Source organism: Paenarthrobacter nitroguajacolicus, assembly GCF_007786235.1.
Taxonomy (GTDB): Bacteria; Actinomycetota; Actinomycetes; order Actinomycetales; family Micrococcaceae; genus Arthrobacter; species Arthrobacter nitroguajacolicus_A.
The window spans coordinates 148,347-171,865 of sequence record NZ_VNFK01000001.1; the positions used below are offsets into that span (position 1 = coordinate 148,347).

22 protein-coding genes and 1 riboswitch are annotated in these 23,519 nt (G+C 62.3%); of the genes, 14 read left to right on the top strand and 8 right to left on the bottom strand.

Annotation, left to right across the window (positions count from 1 at the left end; genetic code table 11):
• Positions 1-46 precede the first annotated feature (46 nt).
• From FQP90_RS00655 to glyA, 5 genes are all read right to left on the bottom strand, one after another.
• Positions 47-880 carry an ABC transporter permease gene (locus FQP90_RS00655; RefSeq protein WP_144647683.1) on the bottom strand — a complete coding sequence of 278 codons (834 nt, stop codon included), beginning with the start codon at positions 878-880 and terminating at the stop codon, positions 47-49.
• Positions 877-1,731, bottom strand: coding sequence for an ABC transporter permease (locus FQP90_RS00660; protein ID WP_208759898.1), 855 nt, complete (start codon positions 1,729-1,731; stop codon positions 877-879). The genes FQP90_RS00655 and FQP90_RS00660 overlap by 4 nt, the downstream gene beginning before the upstream one ends.
• The gene (locus tag FQP90_RS00665) at positions 1,724-2,653 is read right to left on the bottom strand and encodes an ABC transporter ATP-binding protein (RefSeq protein ID WP_144647684.1); all 930 of its coding nucleotides are present in this window, start codon (positions 2,651-2,653) and stop codon (positions 1,724-1,726) included. The genes FQP90_RS00660 and FQP90_RS00665 overlap by 8 nt, the downstream gene beginning before the upstream one ends.
• Positions 2,654-2,879: 226 nt before the next feature.
• Entirely contained in the window at positions 2,880-3,773 is an 894-nt protein-coding gene (locus tag FQP90_RS00670) for a bifunctional methylenetetrahydrofolate dehydrogenase/methenyltetrahydrofolate cyclohydrolase (RefSeq protein ID WP_144647686.1), read from the bottom strand.
• 133 nt (positions 3,774-3,906) lie between these two features.
• Positions 3,907-5,205 carry a serine hydroxymethyltransferase gene (gene glyA, locus FQP90_RS00675; protein WP_208759899.1) on the bottom strand — a complete coding sequence of 433 codons (1,299 nt, stop codon included), beginning with the start codon at positions 5,203-5,205 and terminating at the stop codon, positions 3,907-3,909.
• 116 nt (positions 5,206-5,321) lie between these two features.
• A riboswitch (ZMP/ZTP riboswitch) is annotated at positions 5,322-5,407 on the bottom strand.
• A gap of 35 nt (positions 5,408-5,442) precedes the next feature.
• On the opposite strand from glyA, the gene purU reads away from it, so the two are divergent.
• Genes purU through FQP90_RS00690 form a run of 3 tightly spaced genes read left to right on the top strand, consistent with a single transcriptional unit; the run spans position 5,443 to position 7,503 of the window.
• Positions 5,443-6,294, top strand: a complete 852-nt coding sequence (gene purU, locus FQP90_RS00680) for a formyltetrahydrofolate deformylase (protein WP_144647690.1) — start codon at positions 5,443-5,445, stop codon at positions 6,292-6,294.
• 21 nt (positions 6,295-6,315) lie between these two features.
• Positions 6,316-6,975: a class I SAM-dependent methyltransferase gene (locus FQP90_RS00685; RefSeq protein ID WP_144647692.1), complete on the top strand. Its 660-nt coding sequence runs from the start codon at positions 6,316-6,318 to the stop codon at positions 6,973-6,975.
• A 9-nt stretch (positions 6,976-6,984) separates the two neighbouring features.
• Positions 6,985-7,503, top strand: a complete 519-nt coding sequence (locus FQP90_RS00690; protein ID WP_144647694.1) for a gamma carbonic anhydrase family protein — start codon at positions 6,985-6,987, stop codon at positions 7,501-7,503.
• A gap of 76 nt (positions 7,504-7,579) precedes the next feature.
• Here the strand turns inward: FQP90_RS00690 and FQP90_RS00695 are convergent, their stop codons facing one another.
• Both FQP90_RS00695 and FQP90_RS00700 read right to left on the bottom strand, forming a co-directional pair.
• A complete protein-coding gene (locus FQP90_RS00695) occupies positions 7,580-9,280 on the bottom strand; it encodes a flavin monoamine oxidase family protein (RefSeq protein WP_208759900.1) in 1,701 nt (566 codons plus the stop codon).
• Positions 9,277-10,707 (bottom strand): amino acid permease, encoded by a 1,431-nt coding sequence (locus FQP90_RS00700; RefSeq protein WP_244296438.1) that lies wholly within the window; start codon positions 10,705-10,707, stop codon positions 9,277-9,279. Before FQP90_RS00700 ends, FQP90_RS00695 begins: the two co-directional genes overlap by 4 nt.
• A gap of 194 nt (positions 10,708-10,901) precedes the next feature.
• On the opposite strand from FQP90_RS00700, the gene alr reads away from it, so the two are divergent.
• The 7 genes from alr (at position 10,902) to FQP90_RS00730 (ending at position 17,021) form a co-directional block, all read left to right on the top strand.
• A complete protein-coding gene (gene alr, locus FQP90_RS00705) occupies positions 10,902-12,134 on the top strand; it encodes an alanine racemase (protein WP_244296409.1) in 1,233 nt (410 codons plus the stop codon).
• A complete protein-coding gene (locus FQP90_RS00710; protein WP_144647698.1) occupies positions 12,124-13,734 on the top strand; it encodes a PucR family transcriptional regulator in 1,611 nt (536 codons plus the stop codon). Before alr ends, FQP90_RS00710 begins: the two co-directional genes overlap by 11 nt.
• A 97-nt stretch (positions 13,735-13,831) precedes the next feature.
• On the top strand, positions 13,832-13,981 hold the full coding sequence (locus FQP90_RS23200; protein WP_167510386.1) for a hypothetical protein: 150 nt from the start codon (positions 13,832-13,834) through the stop codon (positions 13,979-13,981).
• 70 nt (positions 13,982-14,051) lie between these two features.
• Positions 14,052-14,768: an ATP-binding cassette domain-containing protein gene (locus FQP90_RS00715; protein WP_144647700.1), complete on the top strand. Its 717-nt coding sequence runs from the start codon at positions 14,052-14,054 to the stop codon at positions 14,766-14,768.
• 114 nt (positions 14,769-14,882) lie between these two features.
• Positions 14,883-16,196, top strand: coding sequence for a hypothetical protein (locus FQP90_RS00720; protein WP_144647702.1), 1,314 nt, complete (start codon positions 14,883-14,885; stop codon positions 16,194-16,196).
• Entirely contained in the window at positions 16,180-16,491 is a 312-nt protein-coding gene (locus tag FQP90_RS00725; protein ID WP_144647704.1) for a hypothetical protein, read from the top strand. The genes FQP90_RS00720 and FQP90_RS00725 overlap by 17 nt, the downstream gene beginning before the upstream one ends.
• Positions 16,492-16,493: 2 nt before the next feature.
• Entirely contained in the window at positions 16,494-17,021 is a 528-nt protein-coding gene (locus tag FQP90_RS00730) for a hypothetical protein (RefSeq protein WP_144647706.1), read from the top strand.
• Here the strand turns inward: FQP90_RS00730 and FQP90_RS00735 are convergent.
• Positions 17,018-17,818: a carbon-nitrogen hydrolase family protein gene (locus FQP90_RS00735; RefSeq protein ID WP_144647709.1), complete on the bottom strand. Its 801-nt coding sequence runs from the start codon at positions 17,816-17,818 to the stop codon at positions 17,018-17,020. The genes FQP90_RS00730 and FQP90_RS00735 overlap by 4 nt on opposite strands.
• Before the next feature lie 306 nt (positions 17,819-18,124).
• On the opposite strand from FQP90_RS00735, the gene FQP90_RS00740 reads away from it, so the two are divergent.
• The 4 genes from FQP90_RS00740 to FQP90_RS00755 all read left to right on the top strand — a co-directional run bounded on the left by FQP90_RS00740 (position 18,125) and on the right by FQP90_RS00755 (position 23,466).
• Positions 18,125-19,315 (top strand): ROK family transcriptional regulator, encoded by a 1,191-nt coding sequence (locus FQP90_RS00740; protein ID WP_144647711.1) that lies wholly within the window; start codon positions 18,125-18,127, stop codon positions 19,313-19,315.
• Positions 19,316-19,444: 129 nt separating this feature from the next.
• Positions 19,445-21,001, top strand: coding sequence for a multiple monosaccharide ABC transporter ATP-binding protein (mmsA, locus tag FQP90_RS00745; protein ID WP_144647713.1), 1,557 nt, complete (start codon positions 19,445-19,447; stop codon positions 20,999-21,001).
• A 44-nt stretch (positions 21,002-21,045) separates the two neighbouring features.
• Positions 21,046-22,314 carry a multiple monosaccharide ABC transporter permease gene (gene mmsB, locus FQP90_RS00750; RefSeq protein WP_144647715.1) on the top strand — a complete coding sequence of 423 codons (1,269 nt, stop codon included), beginning with the start codon at positions 21,046-21,048 and terminating at the stop codon, positions 22,312-22,314.
• 54 nt (positions 22,315-22,368) lie between these two features.
• Positions 22,369-23,466, top strand: coding sequence for a substrate-binding domain-containing protein (locus FQP90_RS00755; protein ID WP_144647717.1), 1,098 nt, complete (start codon positions 22,369-22,371; stop codon positions 23,464-23,466).
• Positions 23,467-23,519: the final 53 nt, after the last annotated feature.

Sequence of the window (23,519 nt, forward strand, 5' to 3'; positions counted from 1 at the left end):
GCCCTCAACACACCCTTTTACGGGCAGGAGGTGTACAAAAACTCCATCACTTGAGGAACAGTTGGCGCAGCCTTCCAGTGGTCAGCATGATGCCGAGCGCAATCATCACCACGTAGTAGCCCACGTGGATGGCGGTTGCCGGGCTGAAAGAACCCACGCTGATCTGCCTCAGCAACTCCACACCGTGCCACAACGGCATGGCCTGGATAAACCACTGGATAACCTGCGGATAGACGCTGAGCGGGTAGAACGTGGCGCTGAACAGGAACATGGGCAGCAGGAAGAAGTTGATCCAGTCCATCTGCTGGAAGGTCTTCATGAAGCTGGTGATGCCCATGCCGAAGCTTGCGAAGCCGAACGCGATCAACACCGACGCCGGAATGACCAAAATCGCCCACCAACTGGTGAGCAGCCCCATCACCCCCATGACGGCCGTGAAACCAGTGGCGTAGAGCAGGCCGCGCAGGAGGGCCAGGAAGATCTCGCCGATGGCAACGTCCAGCGGTCCCAGGGAGGTGTAGAGCATTCCTTGGTAGAGCTTGGCGAAGTTCATCTTGAAGAAGACGTTCCAGGTGGAGTCGTAGATGGCCCCGTTCATTGCCGAGACGGCCAGCAGCGCCGGCGCGATGTACGCCGCGTAGCTGATCTCCTCACCGCCCGGGCCCTGCACTGTGCCCACAATCGAGCCCATTCCTACGCCCATGGCCAGCAGGAACAGCACGGGCTCGAAGAACCCGGACACCATGACAAGCCACGTACTGCTCTTGGCCGCCATCAACCCACGGCCCACAACAGCCTTCGCGTTGCGGGAGTAGAGTGAACCAAACTTCCGCTCGCGGGCGACGTCCGTGGCACTGTGGCCACCTGTCAGGACACTCATGAGCCCATCCTCTTCACGAACTGCCGGCGGACCAGCACCCAGCCCACCGTGGCGGTCGCCACCAGGAACACCACGTGGGTGATGGTCAGCAACGGGTCCTGATCCATGCCGTAGGTGAAGACTCGGCTTAACTCGGTCCCATGCCAGACCGGCGAAATCCAGCCGATCCACCGCACCGCCATCGGCAGCGAATCCAGCGGGAAGAACGTCCCGGAGAACAGGAACAGCGGCATCACAATAAACCGTTGCACCAACGCAAACTGCCCTTTGTCCTGGGTGATGCTTGCCGCATAGGCCATCAAGGGCAGGCCAAAGCTCAGGGCGGCCACCGTTGCCACTATGGCTGATACCCAACCCCACGGACTCGGTGAGGCACCGAACATAGCCACCACCGCGAAGTAGACCACCGATTGCAACAGGAACCGCACTGTGCTGGCCATGATGTGCCCACTGGCAATCTGCTGTGGAATCAACGGCGAGGCATGCGGGCCATAGAACACCCGGCGCCACTTGAAGCCATCCATGATGGGGTAGGAAAACTCGCCCGATGCCGTCATCACCGCTGCGGATACCAACAAGGCCGGCGCCACGAACTCCAGGTAGCTGACGCCGCCGAAGGCCGACTCGCTGTTGGCATCCACCAAACTGGCGAGCCCAACTCCCATGGCGAACAGGTACGCCACCGGCTGCCCCACGCTGTACAGGACCACGGACCAGCCGTAGTTCCGCATGACGCGAAGCACCTGCTCCGCATAGAAGAAGGCACCCCAGCGGCGCGCCCTGGCAGCCGAGACGGCGGGTGCGTGGGCCCGCAACGGGTGCTCCGCCGTCGTGCTTTGATTGTCAGTCAACGAGGCTCCTGCCGGTCAGCCGCAGGAACACGTCCTCCAGCGACGAGCGACGCACCAGCGAGGTCATGGGACGCAGCCCGCGGGCAGTGACCTGCTCCAGCGCGGCTTCGCCGTCGTGCGCGTAGATCAGTACGCGGTCCGGCAGCGTCTCCAGCCGCTCACCGATGCCTTGTAGTTCGACGCCGATGGTCGCGTTCCGCTCGGACCCGAACCTGAGTTCCAGTACTTCGCGCGAGGAGTGCTCGCGGATGAGGGTGGCGGGTGAACCTTCGGCCATGATCCGGCCCTTGTCCACCACGATGAGCCGGTCGCAGAGTTGCTCGGCCTCGTCCATGTAGTGCGTGGTGAGGATGAGGGTCACGCCGCTTTCCTTGAGCCGGAACAGGCGGTCCCAGAGGATGTGCCTGGCCTGCGGATCAAGGCCTGTGGTGGGCTCGTCGAGAAGCAGGATCCGTGGCTCGTTGATAAGCGAGCGGGCGATGGTGAGCCGGCGCTTCATGCCGCCGGAGAGGGCGTCCACCTTCGAGTTGGCTTTGTCCGTCAGCTGCGCGAACTCCAGGAGTTCGTCCGCCTTGGGCCGCAAGTAGCTCAGCGGCAGGCCAAAGTAGCGCCCGTAGACAATCAGGTTCTCGCGGACCCTTAGTTCTTCGTCCAGGTTATCCTGCTGCGGCACGACGCCCAGGTGCGCCCTGACCTCCGGACCGTGGGATTCAGGGTCCAGGCCCATGATGGTGAGCGAGCCGGACGTGCGCTGGGAGACGCCGCCAATCATTTTCATGGTGGTGGACTTGCCGGCGCCGTTCGGGCCCAGCAGGCCGAAGGACTCCCCTGCGGGGACGTCGAAGGAGATGTTGTCCACGGCGGTAAGGTCACCATAGGCCTTGGTGAGGTTCCGCGCGCTGATGACGGTTGGTCGGTTCATGTCGAGGCTGGCTTGCGACGATTGTGTCTGTGTTGGTGACGGTGTCGGAGAGCGGGTTGCTTCATTGTGCACCCTCAGCAGACTAGTAGCGCCAAGGAATATGTGAAAGGGCTCTTGCAGATATTTGCGCAACTGGCTGTCATTAGTGGTTGTTCCGGGCCTTCAAAACAACCACTAATGCCAGCCAGTTGGGTTGGGTGCACGCACCCTTGGACTGCGGTACGGGCTACGCGATGCCCGCCTGGCGCTCAGCGCTCTCCACGACGTTGGCGAGCAGCATGGCGCGGGTCATCGGGCCTACGCCGCCCGGGTTCGGGGACAGCCACGCGGCGACGTCGGCAGCTGCCGGGTCCACATCTCCGGTGACCACAGCCTTGCCGTTGCCGTCGTCCACGCGGCTGACGCCGACGTCGAGCACGATTGCGCCCGGCTTGAGGTCTTCTGCCTTGATCATGTGCGGCACGCCAGCGGCGGCAATCACGACGTCGGCCTCCTTGAGTTCCGCGGGCAGGTCCACGGTTCCGGTGTGGGCCAGGATGACCGTTGCGTTGACTTCCTTGCGGGTCAGCAGCAGTCCGATGGGACGGCCGATGGTCACGCCGCGGCCAACCACCAGGACGCGCTTGCCCTTGAGGTCGATGTCGTGGCGGCGCAGCAGCTCCACACAGCCCTTGGGCGTGCAGGGCAGCGGAGACTTCATTTCGCCGTTCACGTTGGCCACCAGGCGGCCAAGGTTCATGGGGTGCAGGCCGTCGGCGTCCTTGTCCGGGTCCATGGCCTCCAGGATGACGTCCTGGTCGATGTGCTTGGGAAGCGGGAGCTGGACGATGTAGCCGGTGCATTCCGGGTTGTCGTTGAGCTCGCGGACAACCTCAAGGAGGTCTTCCTGGGAGATGTCCTCGGGGAGGTCGCGGCGGATGGACTGGATGCCCACCTCTGCGCAGTCCTTGTGCTTGCCGCCGACATACCAGGTGCTGCCGGGGTCGGAGCCCACCAGGATGGTGCCCAGGCCGGGGACGATGCCCTTGGCGGCAAGGGCAGAAACGCGGGTGGTCAGTTCTGCCTTGATGGCAGCGGCGGTGGCCTTGCCGTCAAGGATCTGTGCGGTGGACTGTGTCATTCCATCTGCTCTTTCTGCTGGGAGGCTCATGCCAACGGGACCCGCCGCCGTTGGTGTGGCGGCGGATCCCGTTGGCTCCGGTTCAGTGCCGGGGTAATGCGTGTTCAGCGCTTGTTGTCGCAGGAACCGCTGGTTACCACTGCTCGTGCTGCGGGTACAGCGGGAAGTTGTCGGCGAGCTTGTCGACGCGTGCCTGAAGGGCCTCTGCATCAACGCTGCCGGCGGCGCCCTTTACGAGTGCGGTGGCGATGATGTCGGCAACCTCGGTGAACTCGTTGGCACCGAAACCGCGGGTAGCCAGGGCGGGCGTACCGATGCGGAGGCCGGAGGTGACCATCGGCGGGCGGGGGTCGAACGGAACAGAGTTCCGGTTCACGGTGATGCCCACCGAGTGCAGGAGGTCTTCGGCCTGCTGGCCGTCCAACTGGGAGTTGCGCAGGTCAACCAGGACCAGGTGGACGTCGGTGCCGCCGGTCAGGACCGAGACGCCGGCTTCGGCGACGTCGGACTGGTTGAGGCGGTCAGCGATGATCTTGGCGCCCTCAAGGACGCGCTCCTGGCGTTCCTTGAACTCGTCGCTGCCGGCGATCTTGAAGGCAACGGCCTTGGCTGCGATGACGTGCATGAGCGGACCGCCCTGCTGGCCCGGGAAGACGCTGGAGTTGAGCTTCTTGGCCCACTCCTGCTTGCCCAGGATCACGCCGGAACGCGGCCCTGCCAGGGTCTTGTGGACCGTGGAGGTGACGACGTCGGAGTGCGGCACCGGGCTCGGGTGCAGTCCTGCTGCTACAAGGCCTGCGAAGTGCGCCATGTCGGTCCACAGGAGCGCACCGACTTCGTCCGCGATGGAACGGAAAGCTGCGAAGTCGAGGTGGCGCGGGTAGGCGGACCAGCCGGCAATGATGACCTGAGGCTTCTCGGCGATGGCCTGCTCGCGGAGCTTGTCCATGTCGATGCGGAAGTTGTCCTCTTCCACCTGGTAAGCAGCCACGTTGTAGAGCTTGCCGGAGAAGTTGAGCTTCATGCCGTGGGTCAGGTGTCCGCCGTGGGCCAGGGACAGGCCGAGGATCTTGTCGCCCGGGTTGATCATGGCGGACAGTGCTGCAGCGTTTGCCTGGGCACCGGAGTGGGGCTGGACGTTGGCGTATTCGGCGCCGAAGAGTTCCTTGACCCGGTCGATGGCGAGCTGCTCAGCGACGTCGACGTATTCACAACCGCCGTAGTAGCGGCGGCCTGGGTAACCCTCGGCATACTTGTTGGTCAGGACGGAGCCCTGGGCTTCCATCACAGCGCGGGGGGCGAAGTTTTCGGAGGCAATCATTTCCAGGGTGCCGCGCTGGCGGCCAAGCTCCTGGTCGAGGACTGCTGCGATCTCGGGATCGAGTTCGGCGAGCGACTGGTTGCTGACAGACGCTGAAGTGGTGGTAGTCACGGAGATCTCCTGGCTAGGGAACGGGTGGTGCTACAGGTCAGGCTACCGGCAGCAGCATTCCCGCGTCCCCTTGATGACAGGAGGCATCGGTCACGTGCGTGCGACGGTAAGACATGACCCTCGGCCCAGGCGTACGATCCGTGGTCTTCGTGATTGCCGCTCCCTGGTGGTAGTCCACCCAACGCCAGTTGCGACCCGTTAACAGTACAACAAGGCAGCACCGGTAGGCTTGTCCGTGTGACTGACTCCACCGCTTTTGTTGTGACCCTCTCCTGCCCCGACCGTCCCGGCATCGTGCACGCTGTTGCCGGCGCACTCCTTGGTGCGGGGTGCAATATCGCCGATTCGCAACAATACGGAAGCCCCACCACCGGCAACTTCTTCATGCGCGTGGAGGCAACGACGTCGAGCACCCAGGCGGAACTGGCTGCCGCCCTGCGGCCCGTGGCCGAATCCTTCGGCATGACGTGGCACATCAACCCCGTGGGCCGGAAGGTCCGCACCATCATCCTGTGTTCCAAGGATGCCCACTGCCTCAACGACCTCTTGTTCCAGCAGCGTACCGGTACGTTGCCCATCGAGGTTCCGGCCATCGTCTCCAACCACCGCGACCTGGAGGAACTGGCCAACTTCTATGGCATCCCGTTCCACCACATCCCCGTGACGCCTGAGACGAAGCCGCAGGCCGAGGCTGAGCTTCTGAAGCTGATCGCCGAGCACGACGTCGAGCTGACGGTCCTGGCCCGGTACATGCAGGTCCTCTCCAACGATCTCTGCACGGAGTTGAATGGCAAGGCCATCAACATCCACCACTCGTTCCTCCCTTCCTTCAAGGGTGCCAAGCCATACCACCAGGCCCACGCCCGCGGCGTGAAGATCATCGGTGCCACGGCCCACTATGTGACAGCGGACCTTGATGAAGGCCCGATCATCGAGCAGGAAGTCATCCGCGTGGACCACGCCCGCACGGCTGCCCAGTTCGTCCAGATGGGCCGCGACGTCGAAGGCCGCACCTTGGCCCAGGCCGTGCAATGGCACGCCGAACACCGCGTGCTGCTCGATGGCACCCGGACCGTGGTGTTCAACTAGCGCCACTCCTAAGCTGGGGGTATGCAGGGCCTTCCTGATCCCGAGCGCGACCTCGCCCTCTATTACGACCGCCATGCTCCCGTCCCGAACACCCGGGCACTGACCCCGCACCGGGTTGAATGCAGGGAATGGTTTGTCCGGCTGCTGAAGGCCGAACACCGGCACTCCATGCTGGAACTCGGGTGTGGCACGGGCGTTGAGGGCGCGGAGTTCGTTCGTGCGGGGCTGCACTATACGGGTGTTGACCTGTCGTCCGAAAGCGTTCGCTTGGCGCGTTCGGCAGGGCTCGACGCCTCGGTGGCCAACGGCCGGAACCTGCCGTTTCCCGATTCGGTCTTCGCGGCTGCCTGGACCATGAGCACGCTGTTACATGTCCCCAACAGCGGAATTCACGACGTCGTCCGCGAACTTGTGCGGGTCACCGCACCTGGTGCGCCAATCGCCGTCGGGCTCTGGTCAGGTGAGGACGATGAAGTCTTGAACCCGGAGGACCTGGACGAACCTCGGCGTTTCTTCAGCCGCCGCAGTGACGAAACCGTGTGCAGGATCTTCAGCGAGCACGGCTTGATCGAGCACTTCCGCACGTGGCCTGAGGGCGTGGGCGTGGAGTCCGGCCCCGGCGCGGGCAACTGGGTGCAGCACTACCAATTCCTGCTGCTCCGCACCCCTTCACCCAACTAGGCTGGGCCCATGGCTCCTTCTTACACTTTCGCCGGGGACACGCCGGCTATCCATGAAACCGCCTTCGTGGCACCCACTGCGTCCATTATTGGGAAGGCAACGTTGGCTGAGGACTCCAGCGCCTTCTACGGGGTCTCCGTCCGCGCGGATACAGCCGCGATCAGCGTAGGCGCAGGCTCCAACCTGCAGGACAACGTAGTTCTCCACGCCGACCCCGGTTTCCCGTGCACTGTCGGCGAGCGCGTCTCCGTGGGGCACAGCGCCGTGGTCCACGGATGCACCGTGGAGGACGACTGCCTCATCGGCATGAGCGCCACCATCCTCAACGGCGCGGTGATCGGATCGGGCTCACTCATTGCGGCCGGCGCCGTCGTGTTGGAAGGCACCGTCATTCCCCCGCGCTCCTTGGTAGCAGGCGTGCCCGCCAAAGTCCGCCGCGAACTGACGGACGAAGAGTTCGAGGGCGTCAAGCACAACGCTGCCCACTACAAGGGGCTCGCCGCGGCGCACCGGGAAATGCACGCTTAACGCCCAATGCGAGGCCTGCTCTGCGTCCTAACCTGAGGGTTTGGGACGCAGAGCGGGCCTCACAACATCGGGGAACCTAGTCCAAGCTGATCGGACCGAGCTCGTCCAGCAGGTCACCCGGACCCGGGTTCCCGGCAACGGACGAGCCACCAAGGTGGTTCACCACTCCCCACACAGCGTTCAGGCCCGTGGTCACGGCGCCTTCGGCCCAACCGGCGGTGAAGGAGACGTCATCCCCCGCAAGGAAGATACCGCGCTGGCTCTCAGGCAGTTGGTCCTGCTTGAAGTGCGTGAACAGCCGCTGCTGATAGCGATAGTGCCCCGGCAGGTTGGCTTTGAAAGCTCCCATGAAGTTGGGGTCCGCTTCCCAGGACACGGTGATCGGCTGCCCGACAATGTGGCTCGCGATGTCCACGCCGGGATAGATCTGCTGGAGCGAGTGGAGCATCAGCTTCACGCGTTCCTCGGCGGTCAGGGCCAGCCACTTCAGGGCGTCGTCGTTCCACGTGTAGGACAGGAGGATGACAGCGGGCTTGTCCGGACCGTCGTCGAGCAGATACGTTGCCCGGTTGAGGCGGTCGGTGAGCGTCATGGAGAGGACTTCGCGGCCCGTCTCGGGGTCGATATCCTTCCAGAACGGCCGGTCCACCATCACGAACGTCTTGGATGACTGCATGTAGTGCGAGCGCTCGATCGCGGTCCACAGTTCCGACGGGAACAGCGCTTCCTCGGTGTGGATGCGCGTGGACAGCAGCCAGGACTGGCAGGTGGTCACTACGGCTTGGTAGGTGGCCTCGCGGCCCCAGTTCTCGCGGACCAGGAGGTCGCCGTTCTCCGCGCGGCGGATGTTGTCCACGGCTCCGCGCGGCGAGCCGGAGTGCAGCGACGCCAAGGAGGTGCCTTCAGGCCAGTACTTAAGGCCCGACGGCGCGTGGTTCCAAAGTGCCTCGGGGAGCCTTTGCGCTCCTCCCGTGATGAGTCGGTGCTGGTCGTCCGCGTCAGTGTAGACCACGCGGAGGATCTCGAGGATGGAGTTGGGGAAGTCGGTGTCCCAGCCGCCGGTGCCGAAGCCAACCTGGCCGAACGCCTCGCGGTGGGCGAAGCCCGCTTCCTTGAAGGACTTGCTGGCCGCGATGAAGCCGTAGAAGGTTTGCTCGTCCAGCTCCGGCAGGAGGGCATTCCACAGGTCCTTGATGCGCTTGGTGTCGCGGGCCTTAATGGCTTCCTGCATCTCGGCGAAGGCGGCGCCGTCGTTGACCGCGGCTTTCCAGGCATCGGCGACTTCGCGGAAGAACTCCGGCAGCTCGTCTGCTGTAGTGGCGTAGTGCTTCTTGCCCGCGAGTTCAATCACGGTGCTGGACGTTGCCGGTGCCATGGGGTTGGGAAAGTCCTGGGTGTCCAGGCCGAGCAAGTCCACGTAGTGGTAGAACGCTTTGCCGGAAACCGGGAACCGCATACCGCCGAGGTCGGCCACAACACCGGGTGCAGACGGGAAGCTCGCGGTCCTCAGACGGCCTCCAATTTGGTCTGCCTCATAGATGACCGGCTTGAGGCCGAGCTTCATGAGTTCGTAGGCAGTGACCAGCCCGGACAGTCCGGCGCCGATGACGGCCACTTCGGTGCCGTACTTCTCTTCTGGAATTGAGCCCAACCCGGCCGGATTCGCCAGGTAGTGGTCGTAGCTGAAGGGGAAGTCCGGGTTCAGCATGGTGATCGGTGCGCCTGCGGCAGGCGCTCCTGGTTCCTCGATGAGCGGGAGTTCGGTGGCGATGGTCATGAGTTTGCTGCTTTCACAGGTTCCGGGCTCACGGCCCTGGTGGTTAGTTCACGGTAGTCCTGCTCGCTGAGCGCGGCTACCTTGGAATTCCGGCGTCCATAGCCGAAGTAGATGGCGATGCCCACGAGCATCCACACTCCGAAGGTGATCCAGGTGTCGGCGCCAAGATTGATCATCAGGTAGGCACACATCAGCGTGCCCAGGATGGGAGTGATCGGGTACAGCGGAACCCGGAAGCTGCGCTCAAGATCGGGCCGGTTGCGCCGCAGGTAGATGACGGCAACGTTGACCAACGCGAACGCGAAGAGGGTGCCGATGCTGGTGGCGTCGGCCAGCGCACCCAGTGGGACCAAGCCCGCGGCAAGGGCGACGGCGATACCCACGATCAGCGTCCCGGCAACGGGGGTACCGGTTCGGCGGGAGACGCGGCCAAAGACTTTGGGCATCATGCCGTCGCGGGACATGGAGAGCATGATGCGGGTCTGGCCGTAAAGGACAGTCAGTACGATGCTGGCAATGGCGAGGACGGCGCCCACGGAGAAGACCAGGGCGATCCACGGCTGTCCGGTGATCTCGTGGAGGATCTGCACCAGGGCAGCTTCGGTTCCGTCGAACCAACCCCAGGGCCGGGCCCCGATGGCGGCGACAGCAACCAAGACATAGATACTGGTGACGATCACCATGGAGAGCATGATGGCCCGGGGAAGATCCCGCTTGGGGTTCTTGGCTTCCTCACCCGCGGTGGACGCGGCGTCGAAGCCGATGTAGGAGAAGAAGACGCTGGATGCAGCGGCGGATACTCCTGCGGCACCCATGGGAAGCAGGGGCTCGAAGTTGCCGGCGTTGAACGCGGTGAAGGCTACTGCGCAGAAGAAGAGCAGAATGCCCACCTTGATGACCACGATCGCGGTATTGATCCATGCACTTTCACGGGCGCCGCGAACCAGCAGGACCATGGCCAGAATCACGATGATCATCGCAGGGACGTTGACCACGCCGCCATCTCCGGGCGGCTGGCTGACGGCGTCGGGAAGGACCTGCCCGAAGGCTGCCAACGTTTCGTTGACGTATTGCCCCGCCCCCACGGCGACCGCCGCTACGGAGACCGCGTACTCCAGCACCAGGCACCAGCCACAAATCCAGGCCATGCCCTCACCCATGGTGGCGTAAGAGTAGGAGTAGCTGGAGCCTGCCACCGGGACCAGCCCGGCCATCTCCGCGTAGGACACAGCAGAGAGCAGCGCAGCCAGTCCGGCGATGACGAACGAGATCCAAATGGCCGGACCGGCCAGCGGCACGGATTCGCCGAGGATGACCAGGATGCCGGTGCCAAGCGTGGCACCAACGCTGATCATGGTCAGCTGAAGGACGCCGAAGCTGCGGACCAGCGGTGTTCCGCCTTCGCTGCTCCCGGCCTCGCTGACCATCTGGCCAATGGGTTTGCGGCGCAGGAGCTGAGCGCCGAGGCTCGGCCTCGTGACGCTAGCCGCCGCCGGATTATTGGTGTTCACAGGCACAGTCACCCTTGACGTCCCTTCCAAGTAGTTTCGATTTCCCCTCCACAAGACTGGCATGTGAGCCACCTCTCACCACGGTGCAAAATGACCTATAGTGTTCAACCATGAGACGTAATGCACACTATCAAGAGGCCGCTCCGGCAGCCCTTTCGGGACAGGTCACCGTGGACCTGTCCGCGATTTCAGACAACATCACCGCACTGAAAAAGCACACTGAGGCACCATTCTTCATGGCCGTGGTGAAGGGCAATGCCTATGGTCACGGGCTGGTCGAAGTAGCCCGTACTGCTGTAGAAGCCGGTGCCAATTGGCTGGGAACGGCCCAGCTCACCGAAGCCATCTCCCTCCGGAAGGCGGGCATCACCATGCCCATTCTTTCGTGGCTGTATCTGGCATCCCAGACAAGTGCCACCATTCTGGAGGCCCTCGAAAACGACATCGACGTTTCCCTCGGAAGCGTCGGCCAACTGGAGGTGCTGGTAGGCATCGCCGGGCGTCTGGGTCGACCCGCCGTCGTGCACCTGGAACTGGACAGCGGCCTGAGCCGCGGCGGCGCACGCAAGGAGGATTGGCCCGAACTTGTGGCCCAGGCACGGCAAGCCGAAATCGACGGGACCCTCCGCGTTCGTGGCCTCTGGACCCACCTGGCCTGGGCCGATGTCCCCGCCCACCCCGGCAACGCGGCCGCCGTCGCCGAGTTTGAGGACGCCGTCCGTGAAGCCCGCGACGCCGGCCTGACCCCGGAACTCCGGCACGTTTCCAGCTCCGCCAATATCCTGGACCGGCCCGAATTCCACTTCGACATGGTTCGGGCAGGGCTGGCCATCTACGGCCTCGCCCCAGCGGATCACCTGGACCCTTCGGACTTCGGCCTGCGCCCAGCACTCAGCGTGACGGCGCCACTGGTCATGGTCAAGAAGGTTCCCGCGGGCACAGGCGTGAGCTACGAACACCAGGCCATTACCTACGAACCCCGGTACCTGGGCCTCATCCCGCTCGGATACGCGGACGGCATCCCCAAGGGCATCAGCGGCCTCTCTGTGGTGAACATCGCGGGCCGCACAGTTCCGGTGATCGGCAAGGTTTGCATGGACCAGTTCATGGTGGACCTGGGCCCGGATGCCGCGGGAATCGGCGTCGGAGACACCGCCGTGCTGTTCGGTGACCCCGCGTGCGGGGCCGCGAGCGCCGACGACTGGGGCGCAGCGATCGGCAGCCACGGGGACGAAATCATCAACAGGATCGCACCCCGACTCCCCCGCGCTTACGCCACTACCGCTTACCAGTGCCCCGACTACCAGGAGCCGGCGGCCGCCGGGCAGGGCAATGTCGCCTGAGCCCGCCACCGCCCGCCTGAGTTTTGTCACGCTTGAGCAGTTCCTGGAGCAGCTGCCGCCGGAGTTGAAAATGCTTCACGACGGCGGCAGCGGCGCCTCGCTGCTGCGGTGGGTTGAGCCGAGTGAGCTCGAGGACCCTACGCCGTACCTGCCGGAGGGCGAGTTCCTCTTAACCGCCGGGCTGCCTTTCCTCGGGGAAGGCGGCTCGGCGGCCAAGGTGGATGCCTATGTCCGGCGGCTGGTTGACGCGAAGGTGGCTGCCCTGGGGTTCGGCATCAGGCCTTATTTCGACGCCGTCCCGGACGTCCTGCTCGACGCTTGCCGCATACATAACCTCACCCTCTTCGAGGTGCCGGAGTCGTTGCCGTTCGCCGCGATCGGGCTGGAGTTCTCACAGCTTCTGGAGACGGACAACGCCCGCGTGTTCCGGCAACTGGCGGACACCAACCGGCAACTCATGCGGGCGGTCCTCTCCCCCAGGCCGGAACACGAGCTACTCGCAGCTTTGGTTCAGCGGGTGCCCGTGTGGGCTGTCCTCGTGGGGGCGGACGGGCGGGTCCGGGCCCGAAGGCACAATGCCGGCGGCAGCACCGGCGTCGAACATTCCTTGCTGGCGCCGATGCTGGAGCGGCTGCTGTCCGGTAGCGGACCGCGCGTGGAGATGGACGGTTTCGACCAGCCGGGATCCACGCTGGTGTTCGGGCACCCGCTGAGGAGTACGAAGGATGCGAACCTCGGTGCGCTGATCCTCGGCTCGGATGCGCCATTGTCGCCTGCGCAGAACAATGTGGTGCAGTCGGCCGTCGGGTTGCTGGAGTTGTTGGTGCGGCAACGGACCAGTGGATCCCTGGCTCCGAGCCAGCTCGCCACCGCGGTGTTGCTGCATCCGGACTCCTTGGCAACCGGCGGGACCAAGCACGTCAACGGCCTCAAGGACCTGCTGGCACAGAGTTTGTCGTCCACCAGGTCGGCGCAGATGCGGGTGGTGCAGGGTGTCAGGGTAGATGGGGCGGCCGACGACGGACCCGTCCGCGAGGTGCTCCAATGGCGGCGTCTGTTCGACACCAAGCTGGTGGAGATCACCGAGTACGGTTTCACGGCGATCACCCGGCTCAAGGTAGATGACTCACTGTTGGCCGATGTAGAGAAACTGGGCTGGCGACTCGTGATCGGCGAACCGACCGAACTCCTGGGGCTCACAGCCGCCTACCAACGCGCCAGTTCGCTGCGCAGCCGGGTTCTCTCCACCGGCAAGAGCGCCCGCGTTGATGAGGTGACCTGGTCCGTTGCCGGACTGCTGGGGCGCGAGGCCGGGACCATGCTGGCCGGGCGGCTCCTTGCGCCGGTCCTGTCCTTGGAAGTTGATCGGAGGGATCCGCTGTTGGCCGTCCTGCGGGGGTGGCTCAGCGAGAACGGCAGCTGGGACAGCTCGGCCAAGGCGTTGGGATTGCACCGTAACAGCGTGCGGCGGCAGATCGGGGTGCTCGGTGAACTCCTGGAGATGGACCTCAACCAGGCCCAGGTCCGCGCCGAGCTGTGGTTCGCGTTGCAGTACGTGGACGAGCTGGTGGGACCGGCAGAGACGGGCGGCACCACCTAGATGAAGGCGATTTCGTCTGTGCAAGCTTTTTCTACCACTCATTTTTGCTCTTTTTCGGCACCTAGTTTGGCTAGAAGCAACTAGGTGGCTGCTCAAGGTGCCTAGCCTCCTCTTGGGCGTCGAAAGTCATCGGCGCCGCATTCTGGGCGCCATGGCCATCTGGTGCCTGACGTCCGGCCGTGGACGATTCGTCGGCAACTGGAGTTGGAGCCAGTGGGGCGTTTCCGTGTGGGTCGAGTGCGTCTAGTCATCGGATAACCGCTGTGGTGGCATTTCCGCGGGATGCCACCACAGCCAGAGCATGGAGCCGAAGCCCAATGCCACTAACTGTCGACCACGTCGATTATGCGTACAGCTTTCAGAAGCCAGTCCTGCATGACGTCTCACTCAGCATTTCCGAGAACACCATCATGGGACTTATCGGTCCCAACGGATCCGGCAAATCAACACTCATAAAGGTCATCCTCGACCTTCTGCAAACGCAGGGTGGCACCATCCGTATCGACGGACAAAAAAACTCCACCCGAAGCGCCAAAATGTCGTCAATCTACCTATCCAGCAATGACTACCTGCCGGAGTTCCTTACCGGCGAGGAATACATCCGATTCATGCACGGCCTCTACGCTGAGCCTCTCGACATGCAGGTCCTTGTTGGTCACTTTGACCGTTACTCCATGGGCGGCCGTCACCGCGACCTCATAGAGGACTACTCTCACGGAATGCGGAAGAAACTCCAGCTCATTGCCGCATTCATGCTGGAACGTCGCCTGACTGTTATAGATGAGACACTCAACGGAGTGGACATCGAATCAGTGAAAATCTTCGAAAAGGATGTTCGAAGTCTCGCCAAAGATGGGCGTTCTGTACTCTTGTGCAGCCATGACTTCGGCGTCCTCGAGAACGTAGCCGATGATGTTGCTGTCCTCATCCAGGGTGTCCTGGTGTTCCAAGGAGACCTAGGGTCAGTCAACAAAGACTACGGCAATCTCTCGGTTCTTGCGTCTGAGTACATCCAATCCGTGGGAGTCGAGTAGATGCGGCTCGAGAGTATTGTCCTGTTGTTTCGGCTCTTTTGGACATTCATTCTCCGAAGAGTCCTGGGACGGGGGCTTCTGGCCTCGAGAACGATGCGAATCGCTGGAACTCTGGTGGTGATCATCGGATTTGCGGGGTTCAATGTGCTCAGCTACACGATGATGCGCCAGTATCTGGGCGGAACTGATTTGTTCGAACCCATCCTTGCTATCGCCAACATTTCGGTGGGATTTTGGGTTCTCATTGCCTACACGCTGATTCGGGTCCTGTTCATGAAGGCGGACGAGCTTCTAAAATTGACCTTCAACCTTCCTGCCACCAACAAGGAGCGAACGCTGGCTTTCGCCTTGTTCGAAGCGTCGGTGGTGGCGGTGATGACTGTTTTCGTTTTCGGTGCATTCTCGATATCGACCGTTCTTCTTGAGGGACCGGCTTTCATCACGAAGATTTTGGTGTCCATTTGGCTTCCCGTGGCGTCTGTCTATCTCCTCCTCAGCCTGGCCTACTATCTTTTGGAACGCGGCCTCTTCATGATGAGGTTGGCACGGCTCCGAGGACTACTGGTGCCGATGGTCCTGGCTTTGGGTCTTTCAGCTCTTTTTCCCTACACAAATGAGCAGACAGCCGTGATTGCGGAGAGCTTCATCGATGGGCGTGACTACCGTTCACCGCTGTTGGTGTACTCCATGCTCGACAAGAACGTCGGTCTGTGGCTCGCATTTCTGGTCTTTGTCGCGGCATCCATGGCAATCGTTGCAGGCATCGTGGCAGCCGCTCCCCGAGCCTACGTCCCCCTTCGCCGCTTCATCATCCTGCTTCCTTCCAAGATTGCAAGATGGAGGCTCGGGGCCTACACGCTGGTCTTGTTCCGCAGCTTCGAGACTCTTGTTGCCGTCATCTTCGTCTTTGCATTCTCACTTTTTGCGTGGATGCAGCACATTGTTCTTCCGCCCTACGTTTTAGCGCTGATTACATTTCAGGGCGTGTACGCATACGTAAATTCTGAACCATTGCGACGCATCTCAACGTTGCACGTCAGCGCATGGACGCACTACCTGAGCATTGTTGGCTCGCAAGTAATCCTCTGGGTGACAATCGCGGTCCCGGTCGTCGCAGGAAGCCTTGCTCAAGGGATTGAAATTTCTGCATGCTTGCCCGTGGCAGGATTCTGCCTCAGCAATATTCTCATCTCCACCCTGATAGGCATTGCGTTCCCACCCGAGAAGGGGAACCCGTTTACCGTCCTGGTTGGTGCAGTGCTGGCTATCATCGTGATTTTGACTATTGCGCTCGGCCTCAATGTATTCAACCTCGAGCCCGCGATGAGTGCAGTAGTTTATTCATTTCTCAACATATTGGTTGTGACATACAGCATCCTTGGCATGCAGAGGATGGAAAGGATTCGACGCCATGAAGTGGCTTCTTAGAATTGTTATCGCATTTTCCGTGTCATTTGTGATCACCATGGCCATGGTGGTCGCAGGCTTCATTATGGCCATGTTTTCCACAATGGACGCGGGTGTCAGAAAGTTTGGGCTTTTCGGCGCCATCTTCTTCGAGGCCCACGAGCAGCCCAGCGGTGCCACGGCCATGGAGATTGGGGTTGCTGACGGCACACCCATTGCGATCATCTTCGGCATAGGTTTCTTGTTCTGTCTGGCGGTCACTGTGATGCTTGAAAAACTCAAGCTCCGCAAAAAGCAACTTCTGCAAACACAGTAGCGGTGAAGCTCAACCCTGTTCCCATAGGCGATGTCAGTATGACGCTGGCCATCAGAAGCCTGCTGGGGTCCGTCCGGGTTCCTGCTGCTGCGCTGGCTGCCGGCTTCGCTGTCTGCGTAGCCTGCGCCGTCGCGGGCGTTCCCGCGATCCTGCCGCCTGCTCTCTGGCTGCTGATCCATGCATCCTGCCTGCTGATCGGCTTCGTCATTCACGAGGCGTCCCACGTCCTCGGCCTCAAGTTGGCCCCAGGAATTACCCACGTCGTCTTTGCGAGCACACTGCTTCGTTTCTCCGTGATTCCGATGGGAAGCCTCGTGGGCTGGCAGGCGGCACTTATCGCCCTGGCTGGCCCTTTGGCGGCCTGTGTTTCAGGGCTACCGCTTGCTTTGGCATTGCCTGAGTACGCATTTCACTGGTGGTTCTTCCTGCACTCCCTATTCTTGTTGCCGCTGTTCGGCGACGGCAGAAGCCTGGTCAAGGGTCTCATAACGTGGCGGGGGCAAGTACAACTGCTTCAGGTGGACTCTTAGTTCGCCCACTCCCGGTAAAGTTCCGGCCTGCGCTCCTGCAGGTACGGCACTTCTTTGCGTGCTGCCCGTACTGTCTCCGTCCCGACTTCGGCGAACAACAACGCAGCTCCCTCCCCCGCTGCTGCGAGCAACGATCCGTCCGGTCCGGCAACCACGCTGCCGCCCAGGAAGGTGTAGACATCCTCGTGGCCCGAGTGGTTTGCGTACGCAACGTTGAGCTGGCTCTCCAGGGCGCGGGCCCGGATGAGCACCTGAGGTACGTTGTCGAACCCCGCGGAAAGGGCTGTTGGCACCAGGAGGAGTTCGGCACCGCGCGTGGCGGCCGCACGGACAGCTTCAGGGAACTCGACGTCGTAGCAGATCAGCATCGAAGTACGGATTCCCTTGAAGTCCACGACGGCGGGAGGTTCTTGAGCGCCGACGAACGCCTTGTGCTCCTCCGGGCCAAAGAGGTGAACCTTGGCGTAGTTGAGGATCTCGGCGCCGGACGCGTCCACCAGAGTAGCCGTGATGTGCCAGGCGTTCTGGTCGCTGGCAACCGCAGGAAGGCTGTACACCAGGCCGATGCCGTGCCTGCGGGCGATGTCGGCCAATCGTTCGCGGATATCCGGGAGGGTGGCCGGATCCAGTTCGGCATGCAGGCGCAGCGGCGCGTAGCCAACCGTGAACAGCTCGGGCGTGAGGAGCAGAGCAGCTCCCGCGCTGGAAGCACGCTGGGCTGCGTCCTCGATTGTGCGCAGGTTGGCGTCCACGTCCATGACGGAGGCGTTCGCCTGCAGGATTGCGAGCAGCATCATTACCACCTTGTTTCACCTGATCCCTGCCGTCGGCGGGCATGGGAAATCTTCTTGGTTCAAGCCTAGGCGTCGCTCGGTTGCATGCGGCGATGCAATTGGACCTGCGGGCCGCGAACCCGGGACGCATTGCACGCGCCCCTCCCGTTGCGGGGCCCACTCTGCGCGCCAACCCGGGATCTTAGGGCGCATAGCGGGCCTCACAGGGGGTACTTAGAGAGTGTCCTTGCGTTGGATTATCTCTGGCAAGGTTGACTCGTTGTGTTCACTTCTTGACTACAACGTCGATTGTGGGGCAATCTTCTTGTCATGCCCGCTACGCAGCGCTCAACGAAGAGCCACCCCAGAAAACCCGGCTCGCAGTCAGCGCTCCGCCACCTGAATCAGCAACGCATCATCGAGTGCTTGCTCAGCGGGCCGTCCACCCAGGCTGAGCTCTCCCGGCAGACCGGGCTTTCCACTGCCACGATCTCCAACATCGTGAAGATCATGCAGGACGCCGGCCTGGTGTCCACGGAACCCACCACCAGCTCCGGCCGCCGGGCTACCAACGTGAGGCTGAACAGCAACGGTGCGGTCGCCGTCGGAATCGACTTCGGACGTCGCCACCTGCGGGTGGTCCTCGCTTCGCTGGGCTATCACGTGATTGCCGAGGATTACATCGAGTTGCCGCTGGGCCATCACGCCGAAGAAGGGATCGCCGCCGCCGTTCGGCTGCTGGAAAAGCTGCTCCAGGAGAACGGCATCGACCGCACCGCCGTCGTGGGTGCCGGAGCGGGCATCCCCGGCCCCATCGACCGCAGAACCGGCACCGTGGCGCAAGGCGCCATCCTGCCGGAGTGGGTGGGAATCGACATCCTCCATCGGCTGGAAGAAGCCCTCAACTGCCCCGTCTTCGTAGACAACGACGCCAATCTGGGGGCCTTGTCCGAAGTGACGTGGGGACCGCACAGTGGAGTCTCCAACCTGATGTTCCTCAAGATCGGTTCGGGCATCGGCGCCGGCCTGATCCTTAATGGCTTTCCTTACTACGGCAACGTGGGAATCACGGGCGAAATCGGCCACGCGACCATTCATGAACACGGACTCGTTTGCCGCTGCGGGAACAGGGGTTGCCTCGAAACGATAGCGTCCACCACCACCATGATCGAGCTGTTGGGACGCGGCCAGGAGACGCTGCTGACGCCCCAGGACATCGTCCGGAACTGCCTTGCAGGCGACTCCGCCACCCAGCGCGTGGTGGACGACGCCGGACTGGCGGTGGGCCGCGCGCTGGGAAATGTCTCCAACCTGATCAATCCGGAAGTGATCGTGGTTGGTGGTCCCCTGGCAGGGCTTGGCGACCTCCTGCTGGACCCCATCCGCAGAGGCCTGGTACGGCATGCAGTGCCCGTGGTAGGCGAGACAACGCACCTCGCAATGTCCTCCTTGGGAGCACGCGCAGAGGCCCTTGGAGCGGCCGCCCTGGTGTTCCAACACGCCGGTATTACCGGTAGGTAACGAAATCGTTAGCTGGATCTTGTGTTCAAGTCTTGACGACAAGATAGGTGATCCAGTTTACTTTTTCATCAGACAGCCTCGCCATCGCGGGGCCGACAACGAAGTCATGCATTGGAGGCGTAAGGGCTGATGACATCCCTCGACACGCAAGGTGATCCCATCCTCTTGGAGATGCGCTCGATCACGAAGGAATTCCCAGGCGTGAAGGCCTTGTCGAATGTGAGCCTGCGCGTGATGGCCGGCGAAATCCACGCCATCTGTGGTGAGAACGGCGCTGGTAAATCAACGCTCATGAAGGTCCTGTCCGGCGTTTACGGGTATGGCAGCTACACGGGCGACATTGTGTACCAGGCCGAGACGCAGCAATTCAAGGACATCCGCGCAAGCGAAGCGGCCGGCATCGTGATCATCCACCAGGAACTGGCCTTGATCCCGGAACTGTCCATCATGGAGAACATCTTCCTGGGCAATGAACCCACCAAGTGGGGAGTCATTGACTGGGCAGAAGCCCGCAAGCGTTCCCTGGAACTCCTGGCCCGCGTTGGCCTGCGGGAGGATCCCGATACCCCCATCAAGGAAATCGGCGTCGGCAAGCAGCAGCTGGTGGAAATCGCCAAGGCGCTGAACAAGTCCGTACGCCTGCTGATCCTGGACGAGCCAACTGCGGCCTTGAACGAGTCCGACTCCCAGCACCTGCTGGACCTGATCCTGGGCCTCAAAGGCAAGGGCATCACCTCGATCATCATTTCCCACAAGCTCAACGAGATCGAACAGATTGCCGACGAGATCACCATCATCCGTGATGGCAAGTCGATCGAGACGCTGAACGTCAAGCGTGACGGCGTGGACGAGGACCGCATCATCAAGGGCATGGTTGGCCGCACGCTCGAGTCCCGCTTCCCGGACCACGAACCAAAGATCGGCGAAGTGTTCTTCGAGGTCAAGGACTGGACAGTGGGCCACCCGCAGATCCAGGACCGCCTGATCTGCAAAGGCTCCAACTTCTACGTACGCCGCGGTGAAATCGTGGGGTTCGCCGGGTTGATGGGCGCAGGCCGTACGGAACTGGCGCGTTCGTTGTTCGGACACTCCTACGGTCGCTTCATCAAGGGCCAGGTCTACAAGGACGGCAAGCAGGTCAACCTCAGGTCCGTCAAAGCTGCGATCGACGCCGGCCTGGGCTACGTCACCGAGGACCGTAAGTCTTTGGGATTGAACCTGCTGGATGACATCAAGACCACCACTGTTTCTGCGGCGCTGAACAAAATCAGCAACTACTCGGTGGTGGATACCCGCAAGGAATTCTCCGTTGCCGAGGAGTACCGGAAGTCGCTGCGGACCAAGACCCCGTCGGTGGAGGAAGGCGTAGCCAAGCTCTCCGGCGGCAACCAGCAAAAAGTAGTGCTGGCCAAATGGATGTTCACCGATCCCGACCTCCTGATCCTGGACGAACCCACCCGCGGAATCGACGTTGGTGCCAAGTACGAGATCTACGGCATCATCCAGAGGCTCGCAAACCAGGGCAAGGGAGTGATTGTCATTTCCTCGGAACTCCCGGAGCTCCTGGGCCTGTCCGACCGCATCTACACCATCTTTGAAGGCGCCATCACCGGCGTCCTGGACAAGAACGAAGCAAGCCAGGAAAGCCTCATGAAGCTCATGACTTCCGCCCGCAAAACCGCCTGACCATTGGCCCAGCCTCGCCCCTTCCTGACACAAGGACCAAAACAATGAACGCGCTCAAGAAGCTATTTGGTGGCAATACCCGCCAGTTCGGCATGATCTTCGCCCTGGTGGCACTTATCGTCTTCTTCCAGATCTTCACCGAGGGCCGCACCCTCACCCCCGGCAACGTGATCAACCTGTTCAACGGCAACTCCTACATCCTGATCCTGGCCATCGGCATGGTTCTGGTCATCATCGCCGGGCACATCGACCTTTCCGTAGGTTCCGTCGCCGCCTTCGTGGGCGTCTTCGTGGCGCTGGCCATGCGGGACTGGGGTTTCCCGTGGTGGGCAGGTGTCCTCTTCGGCCTGGTCCTGGGGGCAGTGATCGGCGCCTGGCAAGGATTCTGGGTGGCCTATGTGGGCATACCCGCCTTCATCGTGACCTTGGCCGGCATGCTCTTGTTCCGCGGCTTCAACCAGTTCGTCGGCAAGTCCAACACCATCCCCGTCCCCAAGGAGTTCCAGTTCCTGGGCTCCGGCTACCTGCCGGAAATCGGACCGGACACGGGCTTCAACAACCTCACCCTGCTGCTCGGCCTGATCGCTGTGGCTTTCGTGATCATCATGTCCCTGCGCGCCCGCGCCACCAACAAGGCACTGGGCGCCGACGTCCCCGAGCTGTGGGTAGAGGTCACCAAACTGGTCCTGATCTGCGGTGCCATCCTCTACGCCACATACTTGTTCGCCACCGGTCGCCCCGGTACTTCCTTCCCCATCCCAGGCCTGATCCTGGCCGTGCTGGTCCTCATCTACGGTTTCATCGCCGACAAGACCGTCCTCGGCCGCCATGTCTACGCCGTGGGTGGCAACCGCCACGCTGCTGAGCTGTCCGGCGTGCAGTCCAAGAAGGTCAACTTCCTGGTCATGATGAACATGTCCGTCCTGGCTGGCCTGGCAGGCATGATCTTCGTGGGCCGTTCCACTGCTTCGGGCCCGTTCGATGGTGTCGGTTGGGAACTGGATGCCATTGCAGCCGTCTTCATTGGTGGCGCTGCCGTTACCGGTGGCGTCGGTACCGTGATCGGCTCGATCGTTGGTGGCTTGGTCATGGCTGTCCTGAACAACGGCCTCCAGCTCCTGGGCGTAGGCGCCGACCTCACCCAGATCATCAAGGGCCTGGTGCTCCTGGCAGCCGTTGCCTTCGATGTCTACAACAAGTCCCAGGGCAAGCGGTCCATCACGGGCTTGCTGATGAAGAACTTCCAGCGCAACAACGAAATCAAGCCCGACGAAACCACCTCCACCAAAGAGGTCATCTCCAAGGAAGCGTAATCCGCTTCCTGACAGACTCGCTCCACCCCACCCACACAGAAAGTGAACCAAGATATGCGAATGTTTGGTAAAGCAGGAAAGGCAGCAGCAGTCGCTGCCATCGCGGCACTGGCGCTGACAGCCTGCGGCCGCACTGACAGCGGCTCAAGCAGCAGCACAGCAGGCGGGGAAGCGTTCCCCAAGGACTCGCTGATCGGCGTCGCACTTCCGCAGAAGACCAGTGAAAACTGGGTCCTGGCGGAGAAGCTGTTCAACGACGGCCTCACGGGCGCCGGCTTCAAGGCCGACGTACAGTTCGCCAACGGCGGCGTTTCCGAGCAGCAGAACCAGATCAGCGCCATGGTCACCAAGGGCGCCAAGGTCATCATCGTCGGTGCCATCGACGGTGCGCAGCTCGGCACACAGCTCCAGCAGGCCAAGGACTCCGGCGCCACCGTCATCGCCTACGACCGTCTGCTCCTCAACACCGAGAACGTGGACTACTACGTGGCCTACGACAACTTCAAGGTTGGTGAGCTGCAGGGCCAGGCACTGCTGGACGGCATGAAGGCCAAGAAGGCCTCCGGCCCGTACAACATCGAACTTTTCGCCGGCTCCCCGGATGATGCCAACGCGAAGGTCTTCTTCGACGGCGCCATGAGCGTCCTGAAGCCGAAGATCGACGACGGCACCCTCAAGGTTGTCTCCGGCCAGACTTCGTTCGAGCAGGCTGTTACCCAGGGTTGGAAGGCAGAAAACGCCCAGCGTCGCGCTGACACGCTGCTCACCGGCAGCTACGGCACCGCTTCCCTGGACGGCGTCCTCTCCCCGAACGACACCCTGGCCCGTGCAGTGCTGACGTCCGTCAAGGCCGCCGGCAAGCCGCTCCCCGTCGTGACCGGCCAGGACTCCGAAGTTGAGTCCGTGAAGTCGATCATCGCCGGCGAGCAGTACTCCACCATCAACAAGGACACCCGCAAGCTCGTTGAGCACGCCATCACCATGGTGAAGGACCTCCAGGCCGGCAAGGAACTGGAGATCAACGACAAGGACTCCTACAACAACGGCGTCAAGACCGTCCCGGCTTACCTCCTGCCCCCGCAGATCGTGACCCTGGAGAACGTCAAGACGGCCTACGTTGACGATCCGGTACTTGGCCCGATCACCAAGTAACTGATCACCCAGTAATACAGCAAGCCCCGGTCCGCATCTTGCGGGCCGGGGCT

Coding starts and splice junctions, on each gene's coding strand:
- FQP90_RS00740 (WP_144647711.1), top strand. CDS start 18,125: ATGCCCGCTACGCAGCGCTCAACGAAGAGCCACCCCAGAAAACCCGGC.
- FQP90_RS00695 (WP_208759900.1), bottom strand. CDS start 9,280: ATGACCATCGCCACCGAACTCCCGCTCATCGAGGAACCAGGAGCGCCT.
- mmsB (WP_144647715.1), top strand. CDS start 21,046: ATGAACGCGCTCAAGAAGCTATTTGGTGGCAATACCCGCCAGTTCGGC.
- FQP90_RS00690 (WP_144647694.1), top strand. CDS start 6,985: ATGGCTCCTTCTTACACTTTCGCCGGGGACACGCCGGCTATCCATGAA.
- FQP90_RS00655 (WP_144647683.1), bottom strand. CDS start 880: ATGAGTGTCCTGACAGGTGGCCACAGTGCCACGGACGTCGCCCGCGAG.
- mmsA (WP_144647713.1), top strand. CDS start 19,445: ATGACATCCCTCGACACGCAAGGTGATCCCATCCTCTTGGAGATGCGC.
- FQP90_RS00725 (WP_144647704.1), top strand. CDS start 16,180: ATGAAGTGGCTTCTTAGAATTGTTATCGCATTTTCCGTGTCATTTGTG.
- FQP90_RS00700 (WP_244296438.1), bottom strand. CDS start 10,707: ATGGTCAGCGAGGCCGGGAGCAGCGAAGGCGGAACACCGCTGGTCCGC.
- FQP90_RS00755 (WP_144647717.1), top strand. CDS start 22,369: ATGCGAATGTTTGGTAAAGCAGGAAAGGCAGCAGCAGTCGCTGCCATC.
- alr (WP_244296409.1), top strand. CDS start 10,902: ATGAGACGTAATGCACACTATCAAGAGGCCGCTCCGGCAGCCCTTTCG.
- FQP90_RS00685 (WP_144647692.1), top strand. CDS start 6,316: ATGCAGGGCCTTCCTGATCCCGAGCGCGACCTCGCCCTCTATTACGAC.
- FQP90_RS00670 (WP_144647686.1), bottom strand. CDS start 3,773: ATGACACAGTCCACCGCACAGATCCTTGACGGCAAGGCCACCGCCGCT.
- FQP90_RS00710 (WP_144647698.1), top strand. CDS start 12,124: ATGTCGCCTGAGCCCGCCACCGCCCGCCTGAGTTTTGTCACGCTTGAG.
- FQP90_RS00665 (WP_144647684.1), bottom strand. CDS start 2,653: ATGAACCGACCAACCGTCATCAGCGCGCGGAACCTCACCAAGGCCTAT.
- FQP90_RS00715 (WP_144647700.1), top strand. CDS start 14,052: ATGCCACTAACTGTCGACCACGTCGATTATGCGTACAGCTTTCAGAAG.
- FQP90_RS00735 (WP_144647709.1), bottom strand. CDS start 17,818: ATGATGCTGCTCGCAATCCTGCAGGCGAACGCCTCCGTCATGGACGTG.